Source organism: Nocardioides sp., from assembly GCF_029937575.1.
In the GTDB taxonomy this organism is placed as follows: domain Bacteria; phylum Actinomycetota; class Actinomycetes; order Propionibacteriales; family Nocardioidaceae; genus Nocardioides.
The window spans coordinates 61,546-79,073 of the sequence record NZ_JAPYPS010000008.1 but is presented as its reverse complement, the minus strand read 5'-3'; the positions used below and the strand labels follow the sequence as shown (position 1 = coordinate 79,073).

The window sequence follows — 17,528 nt, the reverse complement described above, 5'->3', positions numbered from 1 at the left end:
CGGCTACTTCTTGCGACGGTCGATCTGGCGCTGAATCCGACTCTCGGGCTGTCCGAGGATCTTGGCCATCAGGGGCACGCGGAAGCGCCACACGACGAAGCCGACGACGATGAGCACGACCAGGATCTTGAGCATGGGTCCGAGCCTACGTCGGGCAGCAGACTCTCCGCTTCAGTGGAGGAGCTGCCTCACGCCACCACCAGGGCACCCGCCACCAGCACCGCCCACACCAGCTCGGCGACACCCGTCTGCTGCAGCACCGGGATGAGTCCGGGCCCGACCGCTCCGCCCAGCACGGTGCGCAGCCCGGGCAGAGCCGGCACGAGGAAGCCCAGGCCGACCAGCGCCCAGCCGGTCGTGGACACCGCCACCAGGGCGACGCAGAACGCCGCGACCAGCACCAGGCCCGCGTAGAGCAGGCGGGTGCGGGGCGCTCCGAGGCGCACGGCGAGGGTGCGTTTGCCGGCCTCGGTGTCGGTCGGGATGTCGCGCAGGTTGTTGACCACGAGGATCGCGCAGGCCAGCGCACCGATCCCGATGCCGGCGTACAGGGCAGGCGTCGACCACTGCTCGACCTGCACGTAGGCGGTGCCGATCACGGCCACCAGTCCGAAGAAGACGAAGACCATGACCTCGCCGAGGCCGAGATAGCCGTACGGCGTGGAGCCGCCGGTGTAGTACCAGGCGGCGACGACGCAGATCGCTCCCACGGCCACCAGCCACCACGCGGTGGTGGCGGCCAGCACCAGGCCGGCCACCCCTGCGACACCGAAGGCGAGGAAGGCGGCGCGCTTGACCGCACCGGGCGCCGCGACCTTGGACCCGACGAGGCGCATCGGGCCGACGCGGACGTCGTCGGTGCCGCGAATGCCGTCGGAGTAGTCGTTGGCGTAGTTGACCGCGACCTGCAGCGCGAGGCTCACGACGAGGGCCAGCAGAGCCTTCCACCACACGGCGGCGTCGGCGTACGCCGCGACGCCGGTGCCGGCGAGGACTGGCGCCACCGCTGCGGGGAGCGTGCGCGGACGCGCCCCCTGGACCCACTCTGCCGCTGTCGCCACAAAGGGTGATTCAAGCAGGGGTCGGCGGCGGGGAGGCCGTCCGGTCCCTCGGCGGCGGGTCTAGCCTGCGTCCTGTGAGTGTGTCCGACCTGCGCGAGTGGCTCGCGTGCGCCGAGGAGCCACGACCCTGGGTGGTCGAGACCTCCGGCTCGTCGGGGCGCCCGAAGCGCGTGGTGCTCTCGCGCGCGGCGGTGCTGGCGTCGGTCGCCGCCACCGAGGCGCGACTCGGAGCGGCGGGTCCCTGGGTGCTCCGACTGCCGGAGTCGTACGTCGCCGGGCTCAACGTCCTGGCTCGCTCCCTGGTCGCGGGTCACGAGCCGGTCCTCGCCCACGAGCCCTGGCCAGCGGGCGACGGGTGGTTCACCTCGTTGGTGCCGACCCAGCTGGTCCGGATGCTCGACGCGGTGTCGGCGGGCGACCAGGAGGGCGACCAGGAGAGCGACGTGGTCGCGCTGCGCCGCGCCCACACGGTGCTCCTCGGTGGCGGCCCCGTCGACGCCGGTCTGCGGAAGCGGGCGGCGGCCGCCGGCATCACCGTGGTCGCCACCTACGGGTCGGCCGAGACCAGCGGCGGCTGTGTCTACGACGGCGTGCCGCTCGACGGCGTGGAGGTGGCAGCCGACGACGACGGCCGGCTGCGCATCCGCGGCCCGATGCTCTTCGACGGCTACGAGGGCGACCCCGATCTGACCGCGCAGGCCCTCGTCGACGGCTGGTTCCTCACCGCCGACGCGGGTGAGGTGCGGCCCGACGGGAGCCTGCGCGTGCTCGGACGCCTCGACGACGTCGTGGTCAGTGGCGGGGTCAACGTGCCCGGCCCGGCTGTCGCGGCGCGGCTGCGCGCGCACCCGCAGGTGTCCGCGGCCGAGGCGATCGGTGTGCCCGACGCCGAGTGGGGCAACCGTCTCGTCGCCTTCGTCGTCGGCTCGCCCGGTGCCGAGGCCCCCGACCCCGAGACGTTGCGAGCCTGGGTGACCGCAGCGCATCCCCGCGCCTGGGCACCGCGCCAGGTGGTCGCCGTACGGGAGATCCCGCTGCTGGCCAACGGCAAGCCCGACCGGCTCAGGCTCCAGGACCTGGCGCGTGCGGATGACTGAGACCAGTGACCTGCAGGTGCTCTCGATCCCGCTGCGCACGCGCTTCCGCGGGATCACCGTCCGTGAGGTCGCCCTGCTGCGTGGTGGGGCGGCCGGTTGGGGGGAGTGGAGCCCCTTCCTCGAGTACGACGCCGCGGTCGCTGCGCCGTGGCTGGCCTGCGCCCGCGAGGCCGCCGTCGGGGACTGGCCCGCACCCGTGCGCGCGACGATCCCGGTCAACGTGACGGTCCCCGCGGTCGGACCGGAGCAGGCACACGCGATCGTGCTGCGCGGAGGGTGCCGGACCGCGAAGGTGAAGGTCGCCGAGCCGGGACAGAGCCTCGCCGAGGCCGAGGCCCGTCTCGAGGCCGTGCGCGACGCGCTCGGTCCCGACGGCCGGATCCGCGTCGACGCCAACGGGCTGTGGGACGTCGATGAGGCGGTGACGGCGATCGGGGCGCTCGACCGCGCGGCCGGTGGTCTCGAGTACGCCGAGCAGCCGGTCGCCTCGGTCGAGGACCTCGCCGTCGTACGGCGTCGGGTGGCCGTACCGATCGCGGCGGACGAGTCCATCCGTCGGGCCGCCGACCCCTACCGCGTGCGCGACCTCGAGGCGGCCGACGTCGCGGTGCTCAAGGTGCAGCCCCTCGGCGGCGTGCGGGCCTGTCTCCGGATCGCCGAGGACATCGGGCTGCCGGTGGTCGTCTCCTCGGCGCTGGAGACCTCCGTGGGGATCGCGGCAGGCCTGGCGCTGGCTGCCGCGCTGCCCGAGCTGCCCTACGCGTGCGGCCTGGCCACCGTGCAGCTGCTGACCGACGACGTCGCGGTCGCGCCCCTCGTCCCGGTCGGCGGGCTGCTCCCGGTCGGGGCTGCCGCGGTCGACGAAGCTGCGGTGGCCCGCCTGGCGGCATCGCCCGACCGGGTCGCGCACTGGCAGGCACGCCTGGCGGAGGTCGACCGATGACGGCCACCGGGCTCGCCCGTGCCGTCGTCCAACGCCTGCTCGACGCCGGTGTCACCGAGGTCGTCGTCGCGCCCGGCAGCCGCAACGCACCGCTCTCCTTCGCCGCCTTCGCCGCCGCGGAGGCCGGTCTGGTGCGTCTGCACACCCGCCTCGACGAACGCTCCGCCGGGTTCCTCGCCCTCGGGCTGAGCAAGCAGGGCAACCGCGCTGCCGTCCTCTGCACCTCCGGCACCGCCGTCGCCAACCTGCACCCGGCGATGCTCGAGGCCGTGCACGCCGAGGTGCCCCTGGTCGTGGTCAGCGCCGACCGACCGGTGCGGCTGCGGGGCACCGGCGCCAACCAGGTCACCGACCAGGTCGGGGTCTTCGGCGGCCTGGTGGTCACGCACGACGTCGTCGAGGCGCTGCCGGAGGACACCCTGGCAACGAGGGGTCCGGTGCACCTCAACGTCCAGCTCGACGACCCGCTGCTGCCCCCCGCCTCCGATGCCGGCTGGCAGCCCGCTTCCGGGTCCGGCGCCACGGACGCCTCGCGTGTCCGGGAGGAGCGACCCGCAGCCGTGGAGCTGCCGCTGGGTCCCCGGACCGTCGTCGTCGCCGGGGACGGCGCGGGACCGCCCGCACGCGGCCTCGCCGAGAGGGCGGGCTGGCCGCTGCTCGCCGAACCCTCCAGCGGGTCGCGCACCGGTGAGCTGGCGCTGCGCTGCTACCGGCTGCTGCTCGGCGGCTCCCTGGGAGCCGAGATCGAGCGGATCGTCGTCCTCGGCCGACCGACCCTCTCGCGGCCCGTGACCCAGCTCTTGGCGCGCCGGGACGTCGAGGTCGTGGCGGTGCCCACCCCGGGCGTCTGGGCACGGCGACCGTTCCCCGTGGCGTCGAGTGCGGCTCACCCTGTCGTGACCGGCCCCGACCGCGACAACGCCGACTGGCTCGAGACGTGGCGCGAGGCCGACCGCACGACCGGACGCCGGCTCGACGCGCTGCTCGCCGCCGAGCCCGACCTCACGCCGTACGAGGCGGTGGGGGCGGTCAGTCGTGCGGTGCCTCCCGAGGGCCTGCTCTTCGTGGGGCCGTCGAGCCCGATCCGCGACCTGGACCTGATGGCGCGCCCGACCCCGGTGGGCTCACGCCGCAAGACCGTGTCCAACCGTGGCCTGTCCGGCATCGACGGCGTGGTCTCGACCGCGATCGGGGTGGCGCTCGCCCGCGACGCGCAGCGGGGGAGCAGCCGGAGCCTGGCGCTGCTGGGTGACGTGACCTTCCTGCACGACAGCAACGGCCTGGTCCTCGGCCCCGGCCAACCCACGCCGGACCTCACGATCGTGGTCGTCAACGACGACGGTGGCTCGATCTTCACGATGCTCGAGCAGGGCGCTCCCGAGCACGCCGACCGCTTCGAGGCACTCTTCGGGACCCCGCACGGCGTCGACATCGGCTCGTTGTGCGCTGCTACCCGCACCCCCCACCTGCGCGTGACGAGCCTGCCCGAGCTGGAGCAGGCGCTGGCCTCGCCCAACGGCGGCATCGAGGTCGTCGAGGTCGTCGTACGACGCGACAACCGGCGCGACCTCGACGAGCGGATCCGGGCACTCGGCTCTGCTTGATCGGGTCCCGACCGGGACGTCGTCGCGTGCCAGGGTGCTACTTCTCAGGGGTCTCCTGACGTTCTCAGGGGAAGTTCTCCCTGAGAACGTCAGGAATCCCCGGTGAACCGGGTACTCCTTCCCCCCCGCGCCCCCGGAATCGGCCGGTTGCGCTGACCGCGAACGAGCTCGCCGACGACGTCGTACGACGGGCATGATCCTCCCGTGGAGATAGCGGTCCTGCTGGTGGTGCTCGCCGTCGGCGTCCTGGCGGTGACCGCGGTCGCCGAGCGGATCGGCATCCCCGCGCCCCTGGTCCTGATCGTGGCGGGCGTCGCGGCCTCCTACGTGCCAGGGGTCCCGGAGATCACCCTCGAGCCCGAGGTGGTCCTGCTCGGGCTGCTGCCGCCGCTGCTCTACGCGACGGCCATCCAGACGTCGCTGGTCGACTTCAACGCCAACCGCCGCTCGATCCTCCTGCTGTCGGTGGGGCTGATCATCTTCACCACCGTGGGCATCGGCGTGCTGGTGCACCTGCTGATCCCCAGCGTCGGCTGGCCGGCGGCCTTCGCGATCGGGGCGGTCGTCGCGCCCCCGGACGCCGTCGCCGCCACCGCCGTCGGACGGCGCATCGGCCTGCCGCGACGGATCGTGACGATCCTGGAGGGCGAGTCGCTGCTCAACGACGCCACTGCGCTGGTCTCGCTGCGGACGGCGATCGCCGCCAGTGGCGCGGCAATCAGCTTCGAGGAGGTCGGCGTCGACTTCGTCGTCGCCGCCGGCGGGGGCGTCGCCGTCGGCGCGGTGATCTTCGTCGTGGTCGCCCAGCTGCGCAAGCGCCTCGACGACCCGCTGATGGACACCGCCATCTCGCTGATCGTGCCGTTTGGGGCCTACATGGCCGCCGAGGAGCTCGAGGCGTCGGGCGTGATCGCGGTCGTGGTGGCGGGCCTGCTGCTCGGCCACAAGGCACCCATCATCCAGACCGCGCAGTCCCGGATCGCCGAGCGGATCAACTGGAGCACCATCGCGTTCGTGCTGGAGAACGTCGTCTTCCTGCTGATCGGCCTCCAGGCCGCCCGCCTCTTCGACGACGTCGGCAACAGCGAGCTCGGAGGAGGTCGGATCGCGGCCGTCTGCCTGCTGTCCCTGGTCGGCGTGATCGTGCTCCGCCTGGTGTGGGTCTTCCCGGCGCGCTACCTGCTGGTGCGACCCCGGGCGGGCGCCGCAGCTGCGGCCCCCGCGTCGTACACGTTCCTGCTGGGGTGGGCCGGGATGCGCGGCGTCGTCACGCTCGCGGCAGCGTTCATCATCCCCGAGGAGACCCGGCACCGTGAGGTGCTCCTGCTGATCGCCTTCACGGTCGTGGCCGGGACGCTCCTCATCCAGGGGTTGAGCCTCCCGTGGCTCGCGCGACGGCTCGACGTGCCCTCGCCCGACCCGATGGACGACGCCCTCGCCCGCGCCACCTTGCTGCAGCAGGCCTCGAAGGCGGGGCTCCACGAGCTGGAGCAGCTCGAGACCGACGACCTGCACGGTGTCGCCGACTCGATCCGGCAACGCCTCGACCAACGCAACTTCGCCGCGTGGGAGCGACTCGGCACCACCGCCGACGAGGAGACCCCCAGCGAGCTCTACTCACGCCTGCGGCTGTCGATGATCGAGGCCGAGCGCGCCCGGGTCCTCGAGATCCGCTCGTCGGGCAGCGTGCCGTCGGAGGTCGTGGCCGAGGTCCTCTCGATGCTCGACATCGAGGAGTCGATGCTCGATCGCGCCAGCGCGTCGCGCGCCGAGCTGCGCAGCAGCACCGGCGTGCGTCGTCCCGGTGAGGAGTGCGAGCACCTCGCGGCAGCGCCGCACGTCGAGACCGGGGGCGACGGCACGTGCGCCGCCTGTCTGGCCGACGGGACCCGCTGGGTCGCCCTGCGGGAGTGCCTGGCGTGCGGGCACGTGGCGTGCTGCGACTCGTCCCCGAAGCGGCACGCGACGGCGCACTTCCACGAGTCGGCCCACCCGGTCATGCAGTCCGCCGAGCCGGGGGAGGACTGGCGCTGGTGCTACGTGCACCACGTCACCGCCTGAGCCGGACCATCCTGGACCAGTCCCGGACCGCCCGGCCGACCAGGACTACCCCGGGGCGAGCGCCTCCTCCAGCGTCCGCGCCCGGTGGCCGGTCAACCGCGCGACGTCGTCGGTGACTGGCTCGCACGAACCGTCGGCGATGGCCGTGTAGGTGCTCACCCAGGCGTCGAGCTGCCAGTCGGCGGCGTCGGGGTACGTCGCCCGACGCGATGCGTAGGCCTCCTGCTGGGTCTCGTCGACGTAGGTGAGCCGACGCCCCGTCGCGACGCCGGCCCGCTCGGCCACGTCGTGGAAGGACAAGGCCTCTGGTCCGGTGAGCGTGTACGTCGCGTCGACGTGGGCTCCGGGGTCGCGCAGCACCGCGACGGCGGCGTCCGCCACGTCGGCCCGGGCGACCGCGGCCACCCGACCGGCCCCGGCCGGACCCCGGATGACTCCTGCCTCGTCGGCGAACATGGGCAGGATGTCGAGGTAGAAGTTGTCGCGCAGGAACGTGTAGGCCATCCCGCTCTCGACGATGGCCGCCTCCGCGTCGTGGTGGTCGCGCCCGAGAGTGAAGGTCGCAGCCGGGTCCGCCCCGCTGAAGGAGGTGTAGACGATGTGCCGGACGCCGGCCCGCGCGGCGGCGGTGATGAACGACCGGTGCTCCGTGCGCCGATCGGCCGACTCGGCGGCCGAGACCATGAACAGCACGTCGACCTCGCTCAGGGCCGCCTCGGCCGCGCCGGCGTCGCCGTACGACGCCTGGTGCACCGGCAGTCCCAGGTCGGGGGCCCGCGACGGGTCGCGCACCACCAGTCGCGGCCCGAGGTCGACGAGGGCGGGGGCGACGAGGCCCCCCAGGGCTCCGGTGACGCCGGTCAGCGCGATCATGAGCAGATCGTCCCACTGGCCCGGTCGCGCCCGGCCCGACTGCCGGGCGTCCGGACCATCCGCACGTGTCGTCCGGCCGGCTGCTCCTCGGTGACGCCGTCGGGGCGGTAGCCCCGGCGCTCGTAGAAGGCCCGCGACCGGTCGTTGCCCTGCAAGGTCCACAGGTAGGCGTCCCGGGCCCCGACGGCGATCTCGTGCAGGCAGTGCCCCACCCCGGTTCCCCACTGCGAGGCCCGCGCGTACAGGGCGTACAGCTCGTGAGCCGCGGGCGGCTCGGCCAGGCGCGCCGGCCCGGAGGACGCGAAGCCGACCAGCTCACCACCCCGCTCCGCCACCCACGTCGACCGCCCGGCAGCCGCCTGCTCCAGCCGTCGTACGACGTGCGCGTCGCGGTCCGCGAAGACCTCGTCGATGAAGCCGGGCGGCATCAGGTCGGCGTACGCCTCGCGCCAGCAGGCCTCGTGCAGGGTGACCAGCGCCTCGGCATCGTCCGCGTCGCTGCGCCTGAGCCGGACGCCCGCCGGGCCACCGACCCCACCCGCACCAGGATCAGGCATCAGGCGCACCCGCGCCCGGGGAGAAGATGATCGGGAATCGCACCGCGCCGGTGTTGCCCGACACGGGCAGCCACTGCCCCGGCCCGTCGGGGCGCGCACCGGGCATCCGGCGGGCGAGCAGCGGCAGCGCGACGGCCATGTCGGTCCGGGCGACGAAGTGGCCCAGGCAGTGGTGGATCCCGGCGCCGAAGCCGTGGTGGGGCGGGCGCTGGGCGGTGATGTCGAACGACGGGTCGGGCATCGCCGACGGGTCGGTGCCGGCGGCGTGGGAGAGGACCTGCACGATGCCGCCGCGCGCGATCCGCAACGGCGGCCCGCCTCCCGGGTCCTCGAGGACGAGGTCCTCGAGCGCCTCGCGCGTCACCCAGGTCACCGTCGGGTTCACGCGCATCACCTCCTCCACGGCTCGCGGCCCCAGGTCGGGACGCTCGCCCAGGAGGCGCCACTGGTCGGGATGGTGCAGCAGGGTCTGCAGCGCCAGTCCCAGCTGGTTGCGGGTGGTCTCCATCCCGGCGAAGGCGAGGAACACCAACGCGACGTTCAGCTCGCGCTCGGAGAGCCCGCCGGGCTCGGCCAGGGTGGCGGTCAAGGTGGAGACCAGGTCGTCGCGTGGTCGACGCCTCCGGTCGACCACCACCTGCTCGACGTACGCCGACAGGCCGGCCAGCGCCGCCTCGATCCGTGGCACCTGTCGTCCGACGTCGATGGAGAACGACGCGCCCAGGTCGTCGGCCCAGTGCGCCACCTCGGGCCATGCGGACTCGTCGATGCCGAGGAGCAGGCAGATGATCCGCGCCGCGTACGGCTCGGCGAACTCGGAGATGAACTCCACCGAGCCGCTCGGCGCGAAGCCGTCGACGAGCTCGTGTGCCAGCGCGGTGAACCGCGGGGTCATCGCCGCGATCGACTTGTTGCGGAACGCCGGCACGAGCAGCCGCCGTGTCCGGGCGTGGTCGTCGCCCTCGAGACTCAGCAGTGTCTCGTGCCACCAGGAGGAGAACGGTCCGTGCGGTACGCCGTTCTGCTCGGGCCAGCGGGCGTTGCCCTGGCGGAAGCGGCGATCACGCAGCACGGCGGAGGCCGCCTCGTAGCGCAGGACGGCGTGCCCCCAGGGCGTCTCGGCGTACCAGCTCTGCTCGCGCGCGGCGTGCACCTCTGGCGAGGTGACGTCGAGCGTCGGATCGGACAGGTCGAGTCGCACCCCCCGACGGTATCCCTCACGCCCAGCATGCCGTCCGGCTCACCTGCGGATGTCGGTGCCCGGTGGGAGACTGACGCCATGCTGCAGTTCCGCACCGCCGCCGCGAGTCACGTGGGGCTGGTGCGCTCCCACAACGAGGACTCCGGGCTGAGCGGCCCCAGCCTCGTGGTGGTGGCCGACGGGATGGGGGGAGCGGCGGCGGGAGAGGTGGCCTCCTCCACGTCGGTCCGGATCGCCGAGGACGCGCTGCGCGACGGCAGCGACCTCGCGCCGGCCGACCTGCTCGAGCAGGTGGTCGACCGGGCCCGCGCCGAGATCCGCGAGGCCGTCACCGCCGACCCGTCGCTCGCCGGGATGGGCACCACCTTCACGGCCGTGCACACCGACGGCACGCGCACGGCGATCGCGCACCTGGGTGACTCGCGGGCCTACCTCTGGCGCAGGCAGGTCCTCGAGCAGGTGACGCACGACCACACCCTCGTGCAGGCGATGGTCGACGCCGGCAAGCTCAGCCGTGCGCAGGCTCGTCGCTCCGCCCACCGACACATCGTGATGCGATCACTGGGCGGGGGCGGGCTGTCGGAGCCCGACCTCAGCGAGATCGAGGTGGTCCCCGGTGACCGGCTGCTGATGTGCAGCGACGGGCTGAGCGACCTCGTGGACGACGCCACCCTTGCGCTGATCCTGGCGGTGCCCCACGCCGAGACCGTGGTCGAGCTGCTGGTGGCGGCCGCGCTGGACGCCGGTGGCGTCGACAACGTGACCTGCCTCGTGGTCGACGTGGTCGACGCCACCGCCGAGCCTGCGGCACGGTCCGGTCCGGTCGAGCGGTGGGGCGCGGTCGCCGAGCTCGGGGTCGAGACCCTGCCGGAGCTCAGGAAGAGCTGATCTCGACGGACTCGCCGACCTCGGCCACGGCCAGGGCCGCCGCGAGATCGCCGCGCCCGGAGATGGCGAGCTTGCGAAAGATCCGCGCCAGGTGGTTGTCCACCGTGCGTGCCGACAGGTCGAGCTGCTCGGCGATCTCACGGCTGCGGACGCGAGCGGCAGCCAGGCGGGCGATCTGCAGCTCGCGCGGCGTGAGCACCACCGCGTCGGCGTCGTCGGGCCACAGCGAGGCTCCGTGCTCGGAGGCGAGCACCGTGGCCTGGTGCCGGTAGGAGCGTGAGGCGGCCTCGCTGCCCGACTCCCTGGTCAAGGACGCGGCCTTCGCCGCGCTCCAGCCGGCGCGCCCGGGCATGCCGGCGGCCATGAGTGACCGCGAGGCCTCGATGATCGTCTGCGCCTTGCCGCTGCGCACGGCCTCGACCCGGGCGACGAGGAGCGCGGCCAACCCCGTGGGGGGTGCCACGGACGTCAGCTCCGCGGCGCGCTCGGCGCTCGGGTCGACCATGAACGCCTCGTCCAAGGCCAGCACGGCCAGGTGGAGGTGTGCCTCCTCGACGGCGCGACGCGCCGCCACGGCCAGGACCTCCGCGGCACCGGCCCGGTCGCCGGAGACCAGGGCCGCCTCGGCCCGGACCCGCGCGACGTGGAGCTCGACCTTGATGTCGGCGCGATGCTCGTCGGTGACCTCCGACAGCAGGTCGAGCGCCGTCGAGGGTCGACCGGTGCGCGCCATCAGGGCTGCATCGAGAGCGACCGCCGTGGGGCGCAGCCCGGTGAAGTCGCGCCAGGCGAGGTGTCGCCGCGCTCGCGACGCGAGCTCGACCCCGAGGGCGTAGCGACCGACGTGGAGGGCCACCTCGGCGGTCGCGAACTCCCACATGCCCAGGGACTCGTCCGCGGCTCGGGCGGCGGCGTTGCGTCGCAGCGTCGCGAACTCCTCCGCCGCCACGACCCGGCCGTCGAAGACCTCGGCCAGGAAGCTCGACAGGTCGAGCAGATGGGGGGCGAAGGTGAGGGCCGCGTCAGTCTCCAGAAGGCCTCGGCGGCCGAGCTCGACGTGTCGGCGGGCCTCGGGGAGCGATCCTCCCAGCACCTCGATCATCGCTGCGATGAGCGCGCCGTTGACCGCGGCCGCAGCATCGAGACTGGCGCCGACACCGGGGAGCGCGAGGGTGACGTCCGTCGCCGGGTGCCCGGCCATCATCCGCCACTTGGCCAGGTCGGTGAGCAGGACGGCTCGGCACTCGGGGTCGTTGATCCCCGACGCGATCGCCTCGACCGTGCTCACCGCCGTGGCCGGGTCCGAAGCTCGTACGGCGTGCAGCAGGCCGAGCTGTTGGCCGAGGTCGCGGCGCTCGAGGTCGGTCCCGGCATCGGCCAGGCCCTTCTCGAGCACCTCGCGCGCCTCCGTCAGGGCCCCCTGGGCCGAGAGCGCCGCCCCCAGGAGGACTGCGAGACGAGGCTCCAGGGACTGGTCCCGGCCGTCATCTGCGAGGCAGGCGCGCAGGAGCTCCATCGCCTCGGTGGGTTGCCCGGCGGAGAGCGCACGTCGGGCGCCCAGCTCGAGACGCCGGGGGTCGGGGCCGCGGCCGGCTCGGACCGCGGCCAGCGTGGCCACGCCGGTCCACCCGGGCAGGGGCTCGAGGGCATCGGCCAGCTCGCCGGCCAGGCGCCGGCGGGCCAGGGGAGTGAGCGTCTCGGTGACGACGTCGTCGAGCAGCGGGTCGACCAGCGAGACGATCTCCTGCTGCTCGTGGCGTGTGCAGTCCACGAGACCCTGTCGCTCGAGCTCCTCCACCCCCGCCAGGTCCAGCACGTCGAGCGGGAGCGGACCGGCGAGGCAGAGCAGGCGCAGCAGGTGGAGCTGGTCGTCGCTGACGCGGGAGAGGTCGACGAGGTCGCGGATGACCGGCGTCAGGATCAGGGTCCCGAGGTCGATGCCGGCCGTGGTCGACGACATCCCGGTCGCCGAGCGGACGAGCTCGAGGGCGATCCGGGGGTTGCCGCGGGCGTGGGAGAGCAGCAGCGCCGCAGACTGGGGTGAGAGCTCGTCCCCGAGCTGGGCGGCCGCGAGCGCGAGCACCTGGTCGTCGGCCAGAGGCTCGAGCTCGTAGGTGGGCCAGCCCGATCGCTCCCGCGCGTCGCGGAACGAGGGCGGCAGCAGCGACGGCGAGCTCGTCGCGAACGCCATCGGCACCCCGGCCCGGGCGCTCTGCGAGAGCAGGGCGGCCGAAGCCAGGTCGAGATGATCGGCGTCGTCGACGAGCACGACGACCTCGGCCGAGAGCAGCACCTTGGGGAGGGTGGCGTAGAGACGCAACGGCTCGGCGTCGACGTCTCCGAAGGACGAGACCAGCTCCGAGCAGGCGGCCAGCGGGATGCCCGAACGGCCCTCGCTGCCACGCACGACGTACGCGCGGCCCCCGACCAGCCGGGCAGCCTCCTCGACCACGCTGGTGCGGCCGCTGCCGCGGGGTCCGGCCAGGACCAGTGAGCTGCCCGAGGCCAGGGTCCGGCGTACCTGCACCGCCGTGTCCAGGCGCTCCTTGAGCAGCACGGCGTCACTGTACGCCGAGGGGTCACCCTTGTGGGCGGGGAATGTGCGCTTGTGACCGACCTCGTGCGGCGGCGGACCCCGAGCGGGTACGGCGGGTAGTTTCGTGGCATGCGGATCACCAAGTTCGGTCATGCGTGCGTGCGGGTCGAGCACGCCGGGGTGCGGCTCGTGCTGGACCCGGGCGGCTTCACTGCCCGAGGGGCGGTCGAGGGTGCCGACGTCGTGCTGATCACGCACGAGCACGCCGACCACTACGACGCCGAGCACCTGCGCGCCGTCGACGCGCCGATCGTGACCATCGACGCCGTCGCGCAGGTCATCGCCGAGCACGCGCCCGACCTGAGCGAGCGGGTGCGTGTGGTGAGCCCCGGCGACCTGCTCGACCTGGGCCTCCCGGTGCGGGTGGTGGGCGAGAGGCACGCGGTCATCCACCCCGACTACCCGCGGTTCGACAACTCCGGCTACCTGCTCACGTGCGGGGACCAGAGCGTCTACCACCCGGGTGACGCGCTCACGCCGCCCGGAGAGGCGATCGACGTGCTGCTCGCGCCGATCTCGGCGCCGTGGCTGAAGATGAGCGAGGCGGTCGACTTCGTCCGCGACGTGGGAGCTCCGCGCAGCCTCGGGATCCACGACAAGGTCTACAGCGACCTCGCGCTCGGGATGGTCGACACCCACATGGCCAACCTCATCGGCGAGCTGTCGTTCGTGCGCGTGCCCGACGGTGCGGACCTGGAGTAGCGCGCGTGGGAGCGTTGGTCGACGGCATGGCTCCAAGGATCGCGGCGAGATCGACCGTCGCCGCCGCGGCGCCGCTGCCTGGGGACGAGGCGTCTCAGTAGTTCTTGCTCTCGTGGTAGAACTCGCCCGGCGTCGGTGAGTCGGTCAGGTCGGGTCGCGCCGGCCAGAGCCAGTTCTTCGCGATCGCGTTGTCCATCCAGCCCCGGATAGGCGTGCTGAGGTTGGTCTCGACGTTGTCCCAGTTGTCGCGGTAGCGGTCGACGATGTCGTCGAACCCACGGGTCAGCTGCTCGAGCACGTCGCTGGAGTAGGCCACCTCGATCGTCTGCTCCTCGGCGTCGGCGTTGTCCGCCAGGCGGGCACCGAACTGCAGCAGGCCGTTGCTCGCCCCCGCGACCGCCACCGTGGCGCTCAGCGCGCCGACGGACCCGCCTCCCGTCGGCACCGCCGCCACGAGGGCGACCACGGTCGCGGCGGCCAGCAGCCAGGTGCCGGTGCTCCACCCCTTCGGCTCGTGGGTCTCCTTGCGCTGGTTCAGCTGGTCGTCGAGGATCGCGTCGATCGTCGAGGTCAGCTGGTCGAGTGACTGCTGGGCGTGGCTGACGGTCACCTGTCCGGCCAAGATGATTGCCCTGATGCCCTCGGCCAGGAACACCTGCTGGTGCGACGCGGCCTGCATCCGGTTGTGGAAGTACGTCGCGAACTGGTCGGCGGCGTCTCCCTCCCAGTCGACGACCGACTTCTGGAGCCCCGCGAAGTCGTCGACCACCGCAGACTTGAGCGCCAGCTCGACGTCGGCGTTGATGTCGTCGGAGGCGGAGGTGAACTCGTGGCTGCGGGCATCGAGGATCGAGGCGAGGGACTCGAGCCAAGGCAGGATCTCCGACTTCGCCTTCTCGATGCCCTCCTCGATCTTGTCGCGGGCGTAGTCCTCGGCGATCTCGCGCCGATAGCTCCACGAGTAGCCCAACGGCGTCTCGTCGGGTCCCACGATCGATCCGGGGACGTAGATGTGCTCGTCGAAGGGGGCGGTCCGGCCGATCTCGATCCTTGCGGAGAACCCCACCGTCTCCTCGTTCTCCTGCTGCTCACGCAGGAAGGCGGAGTAGAACTGGCCGTCCCACTTCTCCTTCAGCACCTGGTCGATGCCCCAGAGCTCGCCGAGCTTGTCGCAGATGTCCTCGACCCGCTTGCGGACCGCGCCTGCGTCGAAGGCATCGTCGCTCACGGCTGACCTCCCGAGGTCGGGGTGAGGTCGTCGCCCCACGGTTGCTCGTCGCCGCCGTTGCTCGCGCCGTCCTCCTCGGGTGGCTCTCCGTCGGTGAGGTCCTCCCACCAGCTGCTCAGGCCGCCGCCCACCCGGTCGCCCAGGTCCTTGAGCTGGTCGAGCAGGCTCGGCGGCTCCGGAGGCACGTAGGTGGGCGTCGGCTCCGAGGGGCTGATCGGGGGCGTCACGGGCGGAGTGGGAAGGCCGAGCTCGTCCGACCGGATCCGGTTGAGCCGGTTGAACTCCTTGCAGGCGACCTCGTCGGTCGACGCATAGTCCGTCGCGATCGAGACGAGGGCCTGGCCGCTGTCGGCCAGGGCCAGGCTGGTCCGGTACAGCGCCACGGCGAGCTCGTCGGCCATGGCTGCTGCCGCGCTCATCGCCGGCGGGTTCTGCACGGAGTCCGCGAGGTACTGCACGCGGGCCCGATGCTGGTGCGAGGCGTCGCTCATCGTCACGAACTGCTGGGCCAGCGCGGGCAGGTGGGTGCGCCCGGCCAGGTACAGGGCGTGAAGGTCGGCACCCAGCTCCTTGCCGTGCCCGACGTCGCGGTGGTCGCCGGGGTCGAACTCCGCCCGGTATCCGGGTTGGTCCCGCGGGTCGAGGTGGGGGCCGCTCATGGGGAGCTCTCCGTTCTGGTGAGGTCGGGGACGCGCTCGAGGAGCGCCTCGGCGATGGCGACTCCTCGCTGCTGCAGGGACGCGATGTCGTCCGCGTCGACCAACGTCTCCTGGACGAGGACGAAGGCGCACAGCTCGCCTCGGCGCACCACCTGGGAGACGCTGGCGTTGCCGATGCGCTCGGGGACCCGGCCGGCCGAGCTCCCCGAGTCGGACGTGTCGGAGCGTCGTTGGAGGAAGCCTTCGTCCCACCAGCCGTCGACCGGCTCCGTCGACTCGATGCCGGTGCCTTCGGACAGGCCTGCCTCGAGGGGTGTCCAGCAGTCCAGCCCCACGTCCAGGCCGACGCTGACCACAGGGTCGCCGGGCACGGTCACGGGGCGCCAGGTGGGGGCGGCCGGGTCATCGCCGGTCAGCGCGCAGGTGAGTCGGACGGTGCCCGCGTCGCTGGAGGACGGGGACACCGTCCACGTCACGGCCGGCGCGGCGTCCGCGAGCGTGGCTTGCGGATCCAGCTCGGGACAGAGGTCGGAGCGGAGGCTGACGACGTCGTCCTCCTGCCGGTCCTCATCGTCGGTCTGGCAACCGGTGAGGATCAGCGCCACAGCGCTGGCGCAGGCTGTGATGCTCAGCGCCCGGTGGCGACGACGGCGCAGTGACATGCGTCGGTCCTTCCACGGTGGGGGTCGCGGCAAACCAGCGGCGGCGATTCCCCTGCGCCTGGATCCGGGGTGAGCGAGACCTGTCAGCCGCTGAGGGCGTCGCGCACCGGCACGAACTTCGCCTGCGTCTCGGCCAGCTCGGAGGCCGGGTCGGAGTCGGCCACGATGCCGCACCCGGCGAAGAGTCGGACGGTGGCGCCGGAGATCTCGGCGGAGCGCAGGGCGATGCCCCACTCCCCGTCGCCGCTGGCGTCCATCCAGCCGACCGGACCGGCGTAGCACCCGCGCGCCATGCCCTCGAGCTCGGTGATCAGGTGCTGAGCCGCGTCGGTGGGCGTGCCCCCGACCGCGGCGGACGGGTGCAGGGAGGCCACCAGCTGCAGCGAGGAGACCGTCTCGGCGTCGTGCACGACGCCGGCCACGTCGCTGGCCAGGTGCATCACGTTGGGCAGGTGCAGCACGAACGGCGCCTCGGGGACGTTCATCGAGGAGCAGTGCGGCTCGAGGGCGTCGGCGACCGAGCGGACGGCGTACTCGTGCTCGGCGAGGTCCTTCGACGAGCGGGCCAGCGTCGCAGCCAGAGCCAGGTCGCGCCCGTCGTCGCCGGTACGTCGGATGGTGCCGGCGAGCACGCGTGAGGTGACCAGGCCGCGCTCGCGACGCACGAGCAGCTCGGGGGTGGCGCCGAAGAGCCCGGCGACGTGGAACGTCCAGCACGTGGGGTAGAGCTCGGTGAGACGCCGGAGCGGCCACCGGACGTCGACGGGCTCGTCGGCGGTGGCGATCAGGTCCCGGGCGAGCACGACCTTCTCGAGGTCGCCGGAGACGATCCGGTCGACGGCGTCGGCGACGGCCTTCATCCAGGTGTCGCCGTCCAGGGCGCCGTCGGCGAAGCGCACGCCCCGAGGAGCCTCCGGGGGGTCGGCCTCGGCGACGGCCACGTCGAGGAGGTCGAGGCCCGTGGTGGAGGCGGTCGTGATCCAGGCGTCGTCCCCGCGTCGTCCCACGACGACCTGGGGGACCACGAGGTGGGAGTCCCCGGGTTCGTCGGCGAAGGCGAAGGTGCCGAAGCAGATCAGGCCGGTCCCCGGCTCGGCGAGGTCGCTGCGGACGACGGCTCGCGCGGTCAGCCGGCTCCACCAGTCGTCGGCGTCGGCGAAGCGGTCCGCGCCCCGTGTGCGGACCTGGGCGGCCACGCCCCATCCCACGACACCCTCGCCGCGCCGCAGCCAGGCGACCGGGTCGGTGTCCGGGAGCAGGTCCACGAGTGCTGCTGCGGTGTCGAGGTCCAGCCGGGTGGTGCGGACGACGAGCGGCGCAGCCTGCTCGTCGGTCATCGCACCCATGCTCACCCTGCGAGCCTACCCAGCCTCGTGCGGGCTGCTGCTCACCCGGC

16 protein-coding genes are annotated in these 17,528 nt (G+C 73.1%); 6 read left to right on the top strand and 10 right to left on the bottom strand.

Going from position 1 to position 17,528, the window contains the following annotated elements; translation table 11 throughout:
* Window positions 1-3: 3 nt before the first annotated feature.
* Both Q1K33_RS05070 and Q1K33_RS05065 read right to left on the bottom strand, forming a co-directional pair.
* Window positions 4-135: a hypothetical protein gene (locus tag Q1K33_RS05070; protein ID WP_300401300.1), complete on the bottom strand. Its 132-nt coding sequence runs from the start codon at window positions 133-135 to the stop codon at window positions 4-6.
* A gap of 53 nt (window positions 136-188) precedes the next feature.
* Complete coding sequence (locus Q1K33_RS05065) at window positions 189-1,061, bottom strand: 1,4-dihydroxy-2-naphthoate polyprenyltransferase (RefSeq protein ID WP_300401298.1); 873 nt, start codon at window positions 1,059-1,061, stop codon at window positions 189-191.
* Between the two features lie 74 nt (window positions 1,062-1,135).
* Between Q1K33_RS05065 and Q1K33_RS05060 the strand changes: the two genes are divergently transcribed.
* The 4 genes from Q1K33_RS05060 (at window position 1,136) to Q1K33_RS05045 (ending at window position 6,766) form a co-directional block, all read left to right on the top strand.
* Complete coding sequence (locus Q1K33_RS05060; protein ID WP_300401296.1) at window positions 1,136-2,158, top strand: AMP-binding protein; 1,023 nt, start codon at window positions 1,136-1,138, stop codon at window positions 2,156-2,158.
* Window positions 2,151-3,101 (top strand): o-succinylbenzoate synthase, encoded by a 951-nt coding sequence (locus Q1K33_RS05055; protein ID WP_300401294.1) that lies wholly within the window; start codon window positions 2,151-2,153, stop codon window positions 3,099-3,101. The genes Q1K33_RS05060 and Q1K33_RS05055 overlap by 8 nt, the downstream gene beginning before the upstream one ends.
* The gene (gene menD / locus Q1K33_RS05050) at window positions 3,098-4,705 is read left to right on the top strand and encodes a 2-succinyl-5-enolpyruvyl-6-hydroxy-3-cyclohexene-1-carboxylic-acid synthase (protein ID WP_300401292.1); all 1,608 of its coding nucleotides are present in this window, start codon (window positions 3,098-3,100) and stop codon (window positions 4,703-4,705) included. Before Q1K33_RS05055 ends, menD begins: the two co-directional genes overlap by 4 nt.
* A 204-nt stretch (window positions 4,706-4,909) precedes the next feature.
* Window positions 4,910-6,766, top strand: a complete 1,857-nt coding sequence (locus Q1K33_RS05045; RefSeq protein WP_300401290.1) for a Na+/H+ antiporter — start codon at window positions 4,910-4,912, stop codon at window positions 6,764-6,766.
* Window positions 6,767-6,811: 45 nt separating this feature from the next.
* Here the strand turns inward: Q1K33_RS05045 and Q1K33_RS05040 are convergent, their stop codons facing one another.
* Genes Q1K33_RS05040 through Q1K33_RS05030 form a run of 3 tightly spaced genes read right to left on the bottom strand, consistent with a single transcriptional unit; the run spans window position 6,812 to window position 9,397 of the window.
* Complete coding sequence (locus Q1K33_RS05040; protein ID WP_300401288.1) at window positions 6,812-7,639, bottom strand: NAD(P)H-binding protein; 828 nt, start codon at window positions 7,637-7,639, stop codon at window positions 6,812-6,814.
* On the bottom strand, window positions 7,636-8,196 hold the full coding sequence (locus tag Q1K33_RS05035) for a GNAT family N-acetyltransferase (protein WP_300401286.1): 561 nt from the start codon (window positions 8,194-8,196) through the stop codon (window positions 7,636-7,638). Before Q1K33_RS05035 ends, Q1K33_RS05040 begins: the two co-directional genes overlap by 4 nt.
* The gene (locus Q1K33_RS05030) at window positions 8,189-9,397 is read right to left on the bottom strand and encodes a cytochrome P450 (RefSeq protein ID WP_300401284.1); all 1,209 of its coding nucleotides are present in this window, start codon (window positions 9,395-9,397) and stop codon (window positions 8,189-8,191) included. The genes Q1K33_RS05035 and Q1K33_RS05030 overlap by 8 nt, the downstream gene beginning before the upstream one ends.
* A gap of 78 nt (window positions 9,398-9,475) precedes the next feature.
* Between Q1K33_RS05030 and Q1K33_RS05025 the strand changes: the two genes are divergently transcribed.
* Window positions 9,476-10,285 carry a protein phosphatase 2C domain-containing protein gene (locus Q1K33_RS05025; protein ID WP_300401282.1) on the top strand — a complete coding sequence of 270 codons (810 nt, stop codon included), beginning with the start codon at window positions 9,476-9,478 and terminating at the stop codon, window positions 10,283-10,285.
* On the opposite strand, the gene Q1K33_RS05020 is transcribed toward Q1K33_RS05025, so the two are convergent.
* Window positions 10,272-12,842: a LuxR family transcriptional regulator gene (locus Q1K33_RS05020; RefSeq protein WP_300401280.1), complete on the bottom strand. Its 2,571-nt coding sequence runs from the start codon at window positions 12,840-12,842 to the stop codon at window positions 10,272-10,274. The two genes, Q1K33_RS05025 and Q1K33_RS05020, sit on opposite strands and share 14 nt — an antisense overlap.
* 108 nt (window positions 12,843-12,950) lie before the next feature.
* Here Q1K33_RS05020 and Q1K33_RS05015 point away from each other — a divergent pair, with 108 nt between their 5' ends.
* Window positions 12,951-13,583 (top strand): MBL fold metallo-hydrolase, encoded by a 633-nt coding sequence (locus Q1K33_RS05015; protein ID WP_300401278.1) that lies wholly within the window; start codon window positions 12,951-12,953, stop codon window positions 13,581-13,583.
* 94 nt (window positions 13,584-13,677) lie between these two features.
* Here Q1K33_RS05015 and Q1K33_RS05010 read toward each other — a convergent pair whose 3' ends face one another.
* The 4 genes from Q1K33_RS05010 to Q1K33_RS04995 all read right to left on the bottom strand — a co-directional run bounded on the left by Q1K33_RS05010 (window position 13,678) and on the right by Q1K33_RS04995 (window position 17,469).
* The gene (locus Q1K33_RS05010; RefSeq protein ID WP_300401276.1) at window positions 13,678-14,811 is read right to left on the bottom strand and encodes a hypothetical protein; all 1,134 of its coding nucleotides are present in this window, start codon (window positions 14,809-14,811) and stop codon (window positions 13,678-13,680) included.
* The gene (locus Q1K33_RS05005; protein WP_300401274.1) at window positions 14,808-15,470 is read right to left on the bottom strand and encodes a hypothetical protein; all 663 of its coding nucleotides are present in this window, start codon (window positions 15,468-15,470) and stop codon (window positions 14,808-14,810) included. The genes Q1K33_RS05010 and Q1K33_RS05005 overlap by 4 nt, the downstream gene beginning before the upstream one ends.
* Window positions 15,467-16,132 (bottom strand): hypothetical protein, encoded by a 666-nt coding sequence (locus tag Q1K33_RS05000; RefSeq protein WP_300401272.1) that lies wholly within the window; start codon window positions 16,130-16,132, stop codon window positions 15,467-15,469. The genes Q1K33_RS05005 and Q1K33_RS05000 overlap by 4 nt, the downstream gene beginning before the upstream one ends.
* A gap of 83 nt (window positions 16,133-16,215) precedes the next feature.
* Window positions 16,216-17,469 carry an isochorismate synthase gene (locus tag Q1K33_RS04995; RefSeq protein ID WP_300401270.1) on the bottom strand — a complete coding sequence of 418 codons (1,254 nt, stop codon included), beginning with the start codon at window positions 17,467-17,469 and terminating at the stop codon, window positions 16,216-16,218.
* Window positions 17,470-17,528 lie beyond the last annotated feature (59 nt).

Bases quoted from the DNA above. Each gene is read 5' to 3' on its own strand.
- Q1K33_RS05055 (WP_300401294.1), top strand. From the start codon at position 2,151: ATGACTGAGACCAGTGACCTGCAGGTGCTCTCGATCCCGCTGCGCACG.
- Q1K33_RS05005 (WP_300401274.1), bottom strand. From the start codon at position 15,470: ATGAGCGGCCCCCACCTCGACCCGCGGGACCAACCCGGATACCGGGCG.
- Q1K33_RS05070 (WP_300401300.1), bottom strand. From the start codon at position 135: ATGCTCAAGATCCTGGTCGTGCTCATCGTCGTCGGCTTCGTCGTGTGG.
- Q1K33_RS05040 (WP_300401288.1), bottom strand. From the start codon at position 7,639: ATGATCGCGCTGACCGGCGTCACCGGAGCCCTGGGGGGCCTCGTCGCC.
- Q1K33_RS05000 (WP_300401272.1), bottom strand. From the start codon at position 16,132: ATGTCACTGCGCCGTCGTCGCCACCGGGCGCTGAGCATCACAGCCTGC.
- Q1K33_RS05015 (WP_300401278.1), top strand. From the start codon at position 12,951: ATGCGGATCACCAAGTTCGGTCATGCGTGCGTGCGGGTCGAGCACGCC.
- menD (WP_300401292.1), top strand. From the start codon at position 3,098: ATGACGGCCACCGGGCTCGCCCGTGCCGTCGTCCAACGCCTGCTCGAC.
- Q1K33_RS04995 (WP_300401270.1), bottom strand. From the start codon at position 17,469: ATGACCGACGAGCAGGCTGCGCCGCTCGTCGTCCGCACCACCCGGCTG.
- Q1K33_RS05025 (WP_300401282.1), top strand. From the start codon at position 9,476: ATGCTGCAGTTCCGCACCGCCGCCGCGAGTCACGTGGGGCTGGTGCGC.
- Q1K33_RS05035 (WP_300401286.1), bottom strand. From the start codon at position 8,196: ATGCCTGATCCTGGTGCGGGTGGGGTCGGTGGCCCGGCGGGCGTCCGG.